Origin of the sequence: Mucilaginibacter sp. NFX135 (assembly GCF_048565145.1) — a bacterium.
In the GTDB taxonomy this organism is placed as follows: Bacteria; Bacteroidota; Bacteroidia; order Sphingobacteriales; family Sphingobacteriaceae; genus Mucilaginibacter.
The window spans coordinates 2,233,049-2,246,312 of the sequence record NZ_CP183412.1 but is presented as its reverse complement, the minus strand read 5'-3'; the positions used below and the strand labels follow the sequence as shown (position 1 = coordinate 2,246,312).

12 protein-coding genes are annotated in these 13,264 nt (G+C 43.2%); 6 read left to right on the top strand and 6 right to left on the bottom strand.

The genetic code is table 11. From position 1 onward, the window contains the following. Positions 1 to 275 precede the first annotated feature (275 nt). The 5 genes from ACNURT_RS09700 to ACNURT_RS09680 all read left to right on the top strand — a co-directional run bounded on the left by ACNURT_RS09700 (position 276) and on the right by ACNURT_RS09680 (position 5,870). The gene (locus ACNURT_RS09700; protein ID WP_419701571.1) at positions 276 to 1,799 is read left to right on the top strand and encodes an MFS transporter; all 1,524 of its coding nucleotides are present in this window, start codon (positions 276 to 278) and stop codon (positions 1,797 to 1,799) included. A gap of 162 nt (positions 1,800 to 1,961) precedes the next feature. Continuing rightward, complete coding sequence (locus tag ACNURT_RS09695; RefSeq protein ID WP_419701570.1) at positions 1,962 to 2,933, top strand: glycosyltransferase; 972 nt, start codon at positions 1,962 to 1,964, stop codon at positions 2,931 to 2,933. Between the two features lie 6 nt (positions 2,934 to 2,939). After that, complete coding sequence (locus tag ACNURT_RS09690; protein WP_419701569.1) at positions 2,940 to 4,211, top strand: glycosyltransferase; 1,272 nt, start codon at positions 2,940 to 2,942, stop codon at positions 4,209 to 4,211. An 11-nt stretch (positions 4,212 to 4,222) separates the two neighbouring features. Next, on the top strand, positions 4,223 to 4,804 hold the full coding sequence (locus tag ACNURT_RS09685) for a D-glycero-alpha-D-manno-heptose-1,7-bisphosphate 7-phosphatase (RefSeq protein WP_419701568.1): 582 nt from the start codon (positions 4,223 to 4,225) through the stop codon (positions 4,802 to 4,804). After that, positions 4,779 to 5,870: a glycosyltransferase family 9 protein gene (locus tag ACNURT_RS09680; protein ID WP_419701567.1), complete on the top strand. Its 1,092-nt coding sequence runs from the start codon at positions 4,779 to 4,781 to the stop codon at positions 5,868 to 5,870. The genes ACNURT_RS09685 and ACNURT_RS09680 overlap by 26 nt, the downstream gene beginning before the upstream one ends. Here ACNURT_RS09680 and ACNURT_RS09675 read toward each other — a convergent pair. The 3 genes from ACNURT_RS09675 to ACNURT_RS09665 are packed head-to-tail and all read right to left on the bottom strand — an operon-like array spanning position 5,844 to position 9,530. Continuing rightward, on the bottom strand, positions 5,844 to 6,842 hold the full coding sequence (locus tag ACNURT_RS09675) for a glycosyltransferase family 9 protein (RefSeq protein ID WP_419701566.1): 999 nt from the start codon (positions 6,840 to 6,842) through the stop codon (positions 5,844 to 5,846). The genes ACNURT_RS09680 and ACNURT_RS09675 overlap by 27 nt on opposite strands. Further along, positions 6,839 to 7,810 carry a glycosyltransferase family 2 protein gene (locus ACNURT_RS09670; protein ID WP_419701565.1) on the bottom strand — a complete coding sequence of 324 codons (972 nt, stop codon included), beginning with the start codon at positions 7,808 to 7,810 and terminating at the stop codon, positions 6,839 to 6,841. Before ACNURT_RS09670 ends, ACNURT_RS09675 begins: the two co-directional genes overlap by 4 nt. Next, on the bottom strand, positions 7,752 to 9,530 hold the full coding sequence (locus ACNURT_RS09665) for a carbamoyltransferase (protein ID WP_419701564.1): 1,779 nt from the start codon (positions 9,528 to 9,530) through the stop codon (positions 7,752 to 7,754). Before ACNURT_RS09665 ends, ACNURT_RS09670 begins: the two co-directional genes overlap by 59 nt. 278 nt (positions 9,531 to 9,808) lie before the next feature. Between ACNURT_RS09665 and ACNURT_RS09660 the strand changes: the two genes are divergently transcribed. Further along, complete coding sequence (locus ACNURT_RS09660; RefSeq protein ID WP_370994670.1) at positions 9,809 to 10,078, top strand: hypothetical protein; 270 nt, start codon at positions 9,809 to 9,811, stop codon at positions 10,076 to 10,078. A gap of 168 nt (positions 10,079 to 10,246) precedes the next feature. Here the strand turns inward: ACNURT_RS09660 and ACNURT_RS09655 are convergent, their stop codons facing one another. Genes ACNURT_RS09655 through ACNURT_RS09645 form a run of 3 tightly spaced genes read right to left on the bottom strand, consistent with a single transcriptional unit; the run spans position 10,247 to position 13,051 of the window. Next, positions 10,247 to 11,215, bottom strand: coding sequence for an ABC transporter permease (locus ACNURT_RS09655; RefSeq protein ID WP_419701563.1), 969 nt, complete (start codon positions 11,213 to 11,215; stop codon positions 10,247 to 10,249). Next, entirely contained in the window at positions 11,205 to 12,176 is a 972-nt protein-coding gene (locus ACNURT_RS09650; RefSeq protein WP_419701562.1) for an ABC transporter ATP-binding protein, read from the bottom strand. The genes ACNURT_RS09655 and ACNURT_RS09650 overlap by 11 nt, the downstream gene beginning before the upstream one ends. Before the next feature lie 23 nt (positions 12,177 to 12,199). After that, a complete protein-coding gene (locus tag ACNURT_RS09645; protein WP_419701561.1) occupies positions 12,200 to 13,051 on the bottom strand; it encodes an NEW3 domain-containing protein in 852 nt (283 codons plus the stop codon). Positions 13,052 to 13,264: the final 213 nt, after the last annotated feature.

Here is a 13,264-nt window from a genome sequence, read left to right as displayed (position 1 = left end):
CTGATGAGTTGCAAAATGTTTTACGCATTTTTTTCTTTATCCTCAATTTGCACAGTGCGTACGGCCAGGCGGCTGTGTATTTTGCTCCCTTAGCTTTTGCATAAAAGCTCTGGTGAGCGTTCTGTCATAATCCGTTGTCAGTACATGGTAGTGCATAATTTGTCTTTATTAAATTAACCCGAAACTGCTGCGGCTATTTAAGTGGAATAAAATTGGATGAGTAATAATATAAACTTTTTGAGTTTAATAGGGTTTTGTTAAAGTAGCCGATCGATATGATGAAATTACAGCCGTCAAAATCGTTAACCAAAGATCAAACCGAATCCGGACTGAAATTGGTGATCGCTGACGGTATGACTGCCGAAGCTATGGTGGTTTTTACCAGCGGTACTTTTCTTACGGCCATGGCTATCAGTTTAGGCGCAACAAATTTCCAGTTAGGTCTTTTTGCCGCATTGCCTACTTTTACCACCATTTTTCAGCTGGTGGCCATCTGGCTGGTTCAACGTTTCAACAACCGCAGGGTTATCACATCCATATTTAATCTGCTGGCCCGGCTGCCCATTATATCCATTGGCCTGATGCCTTTTTTGTTTACCGGCGGTACCAGCGTACAGGTATTACTTCTATTGCTGTTCTTTCAGCATATTTTTGGAGATATTGCCGGAGCCAGCTGGAATTCGTGGGTCAAAGACCTGGTGCCCGAAAAACAGCTGGGCGTATTTTTTTCCCGGCGAAGCCGGATGGCCCAAACCCTGAACGTTACCCTAAGCCTGGCAACCGCTTTTGGTATAGACTATATCAAAGCACATTATCCTTCCCAGGAGATCATCACCTATAATATTTTATTTCTGATTGGCGGCGGGCTTGGTTTATTAAGCGTAGGTTTTTTATTACGTACCCCGGAACCACGGGCAAAAAAAATAAACCGCAAACTGCTCACCTTATTTACATTGCCTTTAAGAAACCGGAATTTTAAAAACCTATTGGCATTTAACTCAGTTTGGGCATTTGCTTTAAATTTAGCTACGCCATTTTTTTCGGTTTACCTGCTCAAAACCCTCGGGATGCCGTTGTCATATGTGATATCTCTGGGTATTTTGAGTCAACTCAGCGGCATCCTGTCCTTTAAATTATGGGGACAATATACCGACCGTTTTAGTAATAAGACCATCCTCAGCATATGTGCCCCTTTATATGCCTTTTGTATCCTGTTTTTCGCTTTTACGGCCATGCCAACTACCTGGTTAGGCCGGCTCGGTTTATTGGTGTTCATCTACCTGGTAAGCGGTTGGTCTGTCGCAGGGATAAATCTCGCTTTAAGTAATATCGGATTGAAATTGGCCTCAAAGAATGAGGCTATTGCCTACTTGTCTGTAAAAAATATGTTTGCGGCTTTTTTTTCAACTATAGCACCGCTTGTTGGCGGTTTGCTGGCCGACTTTTTTTCCAGCCATCAATTTAATTGGAATATGCAGTTTATCAGTACCACCTCCGTTACAAATTTCACCTTGGTTAATCTCCGGGGATGGAACTACTTTTTTATTTTCGGCGGGCTGTTGGCCTTGCTTTCGCTAAGATTGCTTAAGCTGGTTAAAGAACACGGAGAAGTTGATAAGATGCGAGCAATCATCCATCTGCGGGCCGATTTCAGAAAAACATTGCGAAACCGTTTTGGCCGCCAGGTGGCCGACCATGTATACCTACCAGCTATTATTGCCAGACGTAGAAGTAAAAAACTACTCAAACAAAAACGGTACTCCGCTTTTCCTGTTTTACCAGACAAAAATCTAACTTAATTTCTTTTAAAGAAATAAATTATCATAAAAGTGCATTTTACTATACACCTTGTAGAGGTATGTAAACACTCCTGCAATGTTGTCAGCAGTGTTTCAAAAGATTAAAACGCTTCTGACATTTTGGTTTTATTTTTGAAACGTTTGGGTCATAAACATCTATTTATGAAACAAAGGCCTAAAATATTTGCGTGGCACATTCACGGCAGTTATCTTTTTTATTTATCACAGGGTAATTATGATATTTATATTCCTACCAACAAAGAAAAAACGGAGGGGTACTATGGCCGTGGGGAAACGTTCCCTTTCGGTCCAAACGTTATCGAAGTTCCTGCAGAATTGGTAAAATATCAACAATTTGACTGTATTCTTTTTCAAACCAATCAGAATTATCTGGTTGACCAGTTCGAAATTCTATCGGAGGAACAAAGAAATTTACCAAAGATCTATCTGGAACACGACCCGCCGCGCGGGCATCCAACGGATACCAGGCATATTGTGCAAGATCCAACGATTACCCTGGTTCATGTAACTCATTTCAATAAGCTAATGTGGGATAATAACGAAGTATCTGCTACAGTTATTGAACACGGTGTTATACAACCTGAAACTACCTATACCGGAAAACTGGATAAAGGTATTGTGGTGATCAATAACCTGCCCTCACGCGGCCGTTTGCTTGGCCTTGATGTTTTTCTTGAAGTGCGCAAACATATCCCGCTTGATCTGGTAGGTATGGGAACCGGAGAGCTTGGCCTTGGCGAAGTTTTGCATCCTCAACTACCGGAATTTATCAGTCAGTACCGATTTTTCTTTAATCCTATCCGCTACACCAGTTTAGGGCTGGCCGTATGTGAGGCCATGATGATGGGAATTCCGGTAGTAGGTCTGGCTACCACAGAGCTGGCTACCGTTATCGAAAACGGTCACTCCGGATATATTCATACCGATATCAATTATCTGATCGCTCAAATGAAGTTACTGCTTAGGGATGTAGAACATGCCAGGCAACTGGGCGAAAAAGGCAGGGAAATAGCCAGCCAAAAATTCAATATCAGCCGATTCACCCAGCAATGGGAACAACTCTTTTTAGCCGTAATCAATAAACAACAATCTTTATTAATTACTGAAAAATAAACCATTATGAATAAATCCATGCATCACGTTGCTTTCATTAGCGAACATGCCTCTCCGTTAGCTGATCTGGGAGGCGTAGATACCGGCGGACAAAATGTTTATGTGGCACAACTGGCTAAATGCCTGGCCAATGAAAATTATCAGATCGATATTTACACCAGGCTGGAAGACGCAGGGCAGCAACAAATCGTAAACTGGCTGCCAGGGATCCGGGTGATCCATGTCAAAGCCGGTCCTGCACGGGTTTTACCCAAAGAAGAAATATTACCCTTTATGCCAGAGTTCAGGGATAATATGTTAGCATTTATTGCTGAACAAGGAATCGACTACCAACTGATTCATGCCAACTTTTTCATGTCGGGCTGGGTAGCAGCGGAAGTTAAATCTATATTGGGTATCCCTTACACTATAACTTTTCATGCATTAGGTTACATCCGCCAATTGCATCAGGGTAATAACGACAAATTTCCGCCGGAACGTTTAAGGATCGAAAAACATGTAGCAGAGTCAGCCGATTGGGTGATCGCTGAATGTCCGCAGGACAAGGAGGATCTGATCAATTACTATGAGGTGCCTGCGAATAAGATCACTATAATTCCCTGCGGTTTTAGTCAGGACGAATTTTACCCGATTAAAAAGAAAGAAGCCCGTAAAAAATTGCAGCTGCATCCAAATGAGCCCATATTACTGCAATTAGGGCGCATGGTGCCGCGTAAGGGTGTGGATAATGTTGTTAAAGCCTTGGGACAATTAAAGAAAAAAGGCAAAAAGGTTCGTCTGCTGGTTGTTGGCGGGGAAAATGAACGTGCTGATCTTAAACAATGTCCGGAACTCAACAGGCTTTACCAGATTGCTTGCGAGAGTGATGTAGCTGAGCAGATCCATTTTGCCGGCCGTAAACAACGGGAAGCGCTTAAATATTATTATGCCGCCGCTGATATTTTTGTAACCACCCCATGGTATGAACCTTTTGGGATAACTCCGTTAGAAGCCATGGCCTGTGGTACGCCTGTGATAGGAGCTAATGTAGGTGGAATTAAATATTCTGTACTGGATGGTCAAACCGGAGCACTGGTATCGCCGGATAACCCTGCTGAACTGGCGCAAAAGGTAGACGAATTAATTTTTGATCAAACCAAGATAGCTGAGTTAAGTTTAAACGCTATAAACCGGGTCAATGCTTATTTTACATGGGCCAGCGTAGCCCGCAGGGTAAGTAGTCTTTATCAGAAGATCATAGAAACAGCAACCGAAAAAAAACTAAGGAAAGCTGGCTAATCGCGATAAGAATGAACAAGAATAAAGCGGTATTTCTGGATAAGGATGGTACTTTGATTGTTGATATCCCCTACAATGTAAACCCAGGGCTGATTGTATTGAGCGACCATTGTCTGACCGGCTTGCATCGCTTACAAGCCGAAGGCTATTTATTGGTTGTTATATCCAACCAGGCCGGCGTGGCCCGTGGCTACTTCAATGAAAAAGCACTCATGGTGGTCGAAAATACACTCAGGTCGATGCTGGCCCAGGCAAACATCCAGTTAAGTGGTTTTTATTATTGTCCTCATCATCCTGAGGGGATCGTTAAAACATGGGCTGTTGACTGCGACTGTCGCAAGCCAGCGCCGGGTTTGCTGCATCGCGCGGCAGCGGAATTAGCTATCGATTTAAATTCCTCCTGGATGATTGGCGACATTCTGAATGACATTGAAGCCGGTAACCGGGCGGGTTGTAAAAGTATCCTGATCGATAATGGCAATGAAACAGAATGGCACCTGAACGAAATACGTGAACCGGAAATAAAGGTCAACAACATCAACGAAGCGGCAGCGCATATACTCACCCATGTTCAACAACTGGCAGGATTGTAAACATATTTTATGCATCCGCCCGGATAATATGGGCGACCTACTCATGACCGGCCCGGCATTACGTGCGTTAAAAACATCTTTTGGAGCAAAGATCACTGTATTAACTTCCTCTATGGCGGCCGGCATTGCTCGTTTTATGCCTGAAATTGATGAAGTTATCACCTGTGATCTTCCCTGGGTTAAAACTGAATCGCCAGTTGACATATCGATATTTGAACAAACTGTTGCATTGCTTAAACAAAAACAATTTGATGCCGCGGTTATCTTTACCGTTTACAGTCAAAACCCTTTGCCAACCGTTATGCTGGCTTACCTGGCCGGTATTCCCAGGCGTTTGGCTTATTGCCGTGAAAATCCATACCTACTGTTAACCGAATGGGTGCCGGATAAAGAGCCCTATTCAATAATTAAGCACCAGGTGAGGCGGGATCTTGATCTTGTCGGGAGTGTTGGTGCCAGCACAGAGGATGAAAGCTTAAACTTAAAAATTGCGACGGATGCAAAAGAAAGAGTTATAAGTAAACTCCAACAAAAGGCTATCAACACCGATAAGCCCTGGCTTATCTTGCATCCCGGCGTTAGTGAAGTTAAACGTCAGTACCCTAAAAAAAACTGGGTAGATACGGGACACAGCCTGGTGAATGAACTGGGATACCAACTTCTTATTACCGGCTCAACAGGTGAAAAGCAACTCACTGAAGATTTGCAAAAAGCAATCGGCAAAGGCAGCTATGCAACGGGCGGCTTATTTACTTTAGAAGAGTTCATTGCTTTAATAGAAATGGCCGTCGCGGTGGTCTCTGTTAATACGGGCACTGTTCATATTGCTGCTGCATCCGGAACACCTTGCGTGGTCCTTTATGCTCAAACTAATCCCCAGCATACCCCCTGGAAAGTACCAAACTGCGTATTACCTTTTAGCGTTCCACAGAATTTGCAAAGCAGCAACGAGGTGATCAGGTTTGTTCACGAACAGTTATATAAGGACTTTGTACCTATTCCCGACAGCGAGCAGGTCCTGAAGGCGGTGAAAACGCTTTTACAAACTAACCTGGCTTACCGATAGCAGGTCGATAGCTTGTTTCTTGACCGCATCAAAATCATCATTTTCGAGCCAGTTTATAGTGCGATGGAGCTTCTTATTCAGCGGTCCCCACCTTTGCGGTTCGCCATCCATACTGATCACAATGCTGGGGGTTTGAAATGCAGCCGCCATATGAGATACACCTGTACAATTGGAGATGAGTGCATAAGCATTTTTTATCAGGATACCCATAGCACCTAAATTGGTAAGGCCGGCGAGGTTAATGGCTGGTTCACGCATTTGACCGATAACTGCCGCTACAATATCAGCCTCCTCCCTGGTACCGGTAATAGCCGCTTTAAAACCGCATTCTACGGCATAATCAGCCAGGGCGGCAAAATGTGCTATGGGCCATTGCCGCCAGGCACCACGAGATCCGGGATGGATGCATACATACTGTTTGGGTGCAAGCGCTAATTGTAATGTCTCATAATCGTGTTGATCCTGGGGAGTTATTGGAAATTCGAGTTGGGTTCCCTGTGATGGAATACCCAGGTAGTCCATTAACAGCAAATGTCTTTCAATCTCTGATCCATAGTCAGGATAAGCCAAAAAATATTCCAGATTAGGCGCGTAATCATCCGGAAGAAAAAATCCTGCAGTATAATGCGCTTCAAAAAGCGCTATCATGGCGTTCACAATAGTGCCATTACCCTGCATCTGCAAAGCCAAATCAAAATGCCGGTTTTGCACTTTATTCAAAAAGGAAGCAAAGAGCACCGGGTCAACAGGCTGCTCTGGTAAACCCGGATATCCTGGAAACCAAATAAAATCGTCGAAATAATTATTAAAACGTTCTGTGAATGATTTAGCCCAGGGCAAACCTGCCAGGGTAATACTGGCATTGGGATAAGCATGACGCAAGGCACGCATCGCCGGCACATGACAAAGCATATCGCCAAGTTGCAAAGCCCGAAACACAATGATCTTTTTGATATCTGTTGGTAATTTCATAGCAAAAAAACGCGGTATTTGATGGCGCCATACCATTGCCAGTAGAGCGATAAAAAAGGAATAAACAATGATGTCACCATCATTTCCAACACGTGCCGGGGCTGCAACGTAGTAGCCCGAAGCCGTTGAAAGACGAACCACAATGATAAAACTGCCCAGAAAAGCAATCCTCCATACAGCATAGTATTCTGACGAAAAGCCAATCCAATAATCATGATCAGAAAAGAAACTACAACTGTATAATAGTGAACTGGTGGAACTGGCTGAATTTTTTGCCGATAGAGTGCGGGATATTTTTTATACAATAATGCATTATATAATGTTTTCCGCTGTTCTTTAATACTAATGCCCCAGGGGGCTTCCCTTACCGGATGGGTAACTATTGCGCCGTTAACCTTAATTATGGGTATATTGGCCTGGATCAGCTTAAATTCCAGATCGCTGTCTTCCCGCCAAGCCATAGTAAATTGTTCATCAAAACCGCCTGCAAGTGCAAGAGCTTTTTTTGTACAACAGCAGTTGGCTGTTATAAAATCGGCGCTTTGTAAACCGGCGGTATTCAATTCGTAATCGGTAGGTTTTTCGGGTAACGGCACTATGGTTTTCCCGCTAAAAGCTGCTATATGCTCCTGTTGATAGTGGCTATAAAAAGCCTGCAGCCAGTTTTCATCCGGTAAGCAGTCATCATCGGTAAAAGCAACCAATTTAGCTCTGGCATTTAACCAACCGTAATTACGGGCAGCTGCAGGCCCTTTCTTTTCATCGGTATGAAAATATCTTACCAGTGGGTAATTCAACTTACTCCAATTAGTCAACATTGTTTCTGTAAGCTTATCGGGCCCATCGCTAACTACAATGACCTCAAAAGCACCAGGATCAAAATTCTGTGCGGTTAAAGCATTTAAACAATTAAGCAGTAATTTCGGACGCCTGTAGGTAGGAATCACGACTGACAGTTTTATCTCCATTTTTTTCAATTAAAAAAGATCCGATCACTAAAGCATCAAATGGCGAAGTCCAGAAACACTCGATCGCATCACGCGGTGAGCAAACGATAGGCTTGCTTAAAGTGTTAAAGGAAGTGTTCACCAGTACGGGTACCCCAGTTTTACGTTGAAAGGCTTTTAACAATTCGTAATAATTTTTATGCTGGTGTTCATTAATGGTTTGTATCCGTGCAGTGCCATCTGTGTGCCTTACAGCCGGTATCTGGTCTGCCTTTTCCGGTCTTACATTATAAATAAATAACATAAAAGGTGAATAGCCTGCATTTTCAAACCAGTTAGCGGCTTCTTCCTCCAGTACTACCGGGGCCACCGGCCTGAAATCTTCCCTGTCTTTTACTTCGTTTAACCGTGCCTGCATGGCTGGGTTGATAGGCGAAGCCAAAATTGACCTGCTTCCTAAAGCACGCGGACCAAATTCCATCCGTCCCTGATACCACCCAATGATCTTGTCCTGCGCCAGGATCTCCGCGGTTTCTTCGGCAATATTATTCAGTTTTTTATAAGGCACTTTAGCCCAAATCATAAATTTCTCAATTTCTTCATCACTATATTCAGGGCCCCAATAGGCATGATCCATAACAAAGTCTTTATTGTAGTTTTGCCTCTGCTGTGCATCAACCCATATGGCGGCGCCCAGCGCGGTACCATCATCACCAGAGGCAGGCTGAACCCAGATATTTTCAAATAGCCCCTGATCGCGAATGCGGGCATTCAACACACAGTTAAGGGCCACGCCGCCGGCCATGCATAAGTTTTTTTCACCCGTTTTATGGTATAGCCAATCTGTTATTTTCAGAACCGTTTCCTCAAGTACTACTTGCAGAGAATGGGCAATATTAAAATGATGACTGGTGAATTCCTCGTGCCGTAACCGCTTTGGCCCAAAGCGCTGTTCCAGGTTTTGATCTGTTATGGTGTAATGACCGTTTTTATCTAACCTGATCATCTCCCGGAAGTCATTCACAAATTCAGGTTTACCGTATGAAGCCAGCGCCATCACTTTATATTCATCCGAAGAATGCAGAAATCCAAGGTGGGTTGTTACCTGCTCATAAAGCAGCCCCAACGAATTAGGCAGATATACCTGATCTATCAAGGTTAAGTCTTTACCATTTCCCGTAAAATAAGATGTAGTTGCTTTTTCTCCCCTGCCATCCATGGTCATCACCGCTGCGCTGTTATAAGGCGAACAATGGAAGGCGCTTGCAGCATGAGCAATGTGATGTTCAACAAAATGCCATTCAAAGTCGTTGACCGAGGCGCCTATAAACCGTTGCTGCAAGTGATGTGGATAACCATCAACCAGCTGGCGAGGCGCATTCACAATAGAACTTAAAAATAATGGATCCCATGGATTATCCCATTTCTTTGACAATTGATCACCAGTATCCTCTAAAGGTATGGCTATGGTTGACATGCCTGCGTGCTCATCACCCAAAAGTAAATACGGATCAAATGAATACGCAACATGATTTACATCCCTTAAATGGATACCAGCCACTTTTAAACAGTAATCAATAGCATGGAAAGGCAGTTCCCAGGTAGAGAAAGGAACCGGACGTTTACCGTGCTTGAAATGAGTGAAACGCTCCTCTTCAGTAGCTGCTAACAGCTTACCATCTTTTAATATACATGCAGCCGAGTCGTGAAAAGCTGCATTTATGCCTAATGTGTAGATCATCCTCTTTTGATTTAACTGCCCGTTGTTATAGTTTTTTCTTAGTTTCAACAGAGGAAATAAATTATAGTTTTATGAAACTAAAAATCTATTTTTTAACCATATTTAAAACATCACTCGTTATTTCAAGTTATTAAATACAATGATATTTACTTTTAAGAAATTAATTATCAAATTCATATATTGTATTGATTCCTGAAAGGCAAAAATCAAGTCGGAAATTTTAAATTTTATAAACCGGAACAGCCGGTTAAAAGCCGGCTGTTTATGATGATAAACCTATGAAAAATCAAATGAGCATCTCTTACCTCGGCTTTTCAATGGCGTTCATAGTAATGCTTGCGGCCTGTAACCCAACCGATAGTCATAAAAAGGTCGGCAATAGTCAGGATACCAGCAGTGTAAACAAAGGGGGTGGCCCTTCTATTCAGGATACTGCAACCATCAACAAAGACCGCCGCGATTCGACTAACCGGCCGGCGAGCGACTCGATGAGCAAAGGAAACGTCGATCCTTCTGGACATACATCCGGAAATTCACCCAAAAAATAGATTACGAATCCTTACATTTATCAGGTTTAAAGCCGGCTGCTTTCAGTCTCCTTACTAATGAATGACGGGTAAGTAGGATGACTTATAAACTCAAAGTGATATCATATTAACTTGATCTGCAAGTTCCTTGAATACGATATCTAACCTACTTAGCGCATTATGTTTTTATCAGCTACGTATTTCACGGCGCATAAAAAAATAATAAGCAAGAGCAAAACATCCTACCGTTGATGCCATCAAACCACTTACCTGCGGCCAAACGAGCATTACACTCTCTTTAAAAGGCAATGGAGCTGGTATTGCACCCGCCATTTGTTCCATGGTTACAGGGCCAAGGCTGCGGATGGAAGGCATCAGCAGGGTGGTGACTGTGTCTGAGTAAAGCTGGTTTGGCGCTATACGTTGCAGATTCAAAATCAGATCGTTATAACTGATAATTTCGGCTGGGGTTAGATAAGCCGGATCAGGTAAGAAAGATTTAATAACGAGGTTTATTATGATCTGATAAAATATCGTAAAGAACAGCCAAATCCCGATTGCCGTAAGCGCGGAAGTTGCCGCTTGCTTAAACAAAATGGACAGCATGATGGATAAGCTTAACCAAAAAGCCACATAAGCGATCGTGATCACAATGAATCCCAATATCCGGAGCAATTCCTGAGGTTCCATGCGCACCCCTGTCAGGATCAGTCCGCTTCCTATCATCAACAAAGCCAATGCTAAAAACAAGCTGCTCACCATAACCAGGGCGCTTACAAATTTAGCCAGCAACAAATTGTCCCGGTAGATCGGTTGTGCCATCAGGCGGGTTAATGTGCCGCTATTTTGTTCTGAATTGATCGCGTCAAATCCTAAACTGATGCCCAGCAAAGGAGCCAGAAAACTCAGAAATACATGAAACGGCGGAATAGAATTGTCTGTTGTTGTTAGTAGCTTCAAGTATAAAAACAGATGGTCTGGATCTTTTGTATTGCCAATAGCTGATTTGATGTTCGTCAACGATACATACATGGCAGCAATAAAAGTAAGAACGATGAGCGCAATCAATATTGCAAAGCGCCAGCTGCGTATGTGATCCGTTATTTCTTTGTGAACGATGACACCAAAAGGCCCCGTTGCAACAGATTTACTTTTCATAGCTTGTATTTTCAGTGCTGTTGGATTCAAAATATTTTTGATAGATATCATCCAGTCCATAATTTTTTTGATTTACGCCGATAACGTCATAGCCTTTTTCAACCAGAAATCGAACCAGGGAGGCCGTCACATCATGGCTGCAGGTAAATTCCAGCTCATTTTTATTGATGGTGATTTGGTTGATCGCTTCCCATGCCTGAAGTGTAGGTTCGAGTAACCAAGGCCTCTGTATGGGTTGTGCTACCCTGATAGTAGTGACATAACTATCGGTGCCGAATACCTGACTGGACAGCGCGCCGACATTTCCCTGTGCCAGCAATTTTCCGTTAACAAAAATCCCTACCCGGTCGCACACTTGCTGCACGTGGTGCAAATGATGCGATGAAAGTAAAACAGTAAGTCCTTGTTGCCTGCTTAACTGCCTGATCAGCGCTAAAAATTCTCTAACTCCTGTGGGGTCGATGCCCAGTGTCGGCTCATCAAGGATAATAACATCGGGGTTCTTGATCAACACATCGGCCAGGCCCAACCGCTGTTTCATTCCCCGGGAAAAGGCAGCCGTTTTTTTGTGGCTGTCTGCGGTAAGCCCTACTATTTCCAGTACCTTTGCCGATCGTGTTTTAAGCTCATTTTCAGGCATTCTATTTAACCTGCCAATGTATACCAGGTTTTCTAACGCTGTCATATTATCATAAAAACCAACGCTGTCGGGCATATAGCCTACTCTTTTCTTAACCTTAATAGGGCTGCTGGTAGCGTTATACCCGCAAACAAAAGCTGTTCCGCTTGTTGGGTCAGTAAGCCCCAGCATCATTAATATAGTGGTAGTTTTGCCTGCGCCGTTAGGTCCCAGCAATCCAAAGATCTCGCCTTTATAAACATCAAGGGTCAGATCATCAACTGCTTTACGGGAACCATAGTTTTTGGTTAAACCATTTAATTGTATGATAGGATCTTTCATTTGTAATAACTGGAATGAATATGTTACCTTCTGCCATATTTACGAATGAGGTAATATACCACACCAATAGCCACCAGAATGACTAAAAAACCTACCCAACCCGAGAGCAGAGATGTTTTTACCAGCAACCGGAAGGCGATTTGTGAATTGGTGTTGCTGTTTGTTGCCGTAAAATTGGCGGCATAATCACCGGAGATGGTCTTGTCAGGTACTTTTACAGTTACTTTAATATCCATCGATTTCCCTGCTTCCAGTTGTTTAATGCTGGCCGGTTCAAAAGTAGATTCCCAGCCGGTAGGCAGCTGAGCGGTGACTTGCAGGTCGTTCAATGGCAGGGCACCACTGTTCCTGACAGTCAATTGCAGTTCTTTTTGACTGCCGGAGGTTACCTCGTCGCTCACTCTTCCGGTTGGTGTACTCAGCGTCAGACCATAAGAACCTTTGACTACAGCCTCAAGGTTTAGCGACAAGGTATCAGAACCAGCTATGGCTTTGACCGGGATCGTGTATTTTTTTGGAGAGGCCATGGCTGTGGCATTGATCTCGATGGCAATGTCCTGCATTTTTCCTGCATCTACGCTGATCGAAGTAACCTGGCTGCCGTCCACTTTATAAGCGATCATCCAGCCAACCGGAAGATCGGCTTTGAGTTCGTATATCCTGGCACTGGCCGAACCGTTATGCAGCGTTGTACTGTAACGGAAGGTTTCATTGGTGGCAGCTTCGATGTTCATCAGTTTAGCGGTAAAGCCTGATTTACCAACCGGCCAGGTGACTGGCTGCTGCTGTGCCTGTGATGCGAATGTCAGAAATAATAAAAGAACTGTAAAGCTGCGCGCTGCGCTGAAGCGGGTGATAGTGAATTGGGGTAACATGATCTAATAACTAAAATAATTAATGATAGCTTTCAAAAAATGCTTTTTCGATAATTGTTTAATGTTTAAAAATTGATGGTTCAAATAAAAAAAGCAAAATGAAATTTTCAAATGCCTTTAACATTTTTTAACAATTGGGACATGAAATTGCGTAAGCCCAACTATTCCGAATTATATCAGCCGGCTGATGATGTTAGAAAAATTTACAAAGAT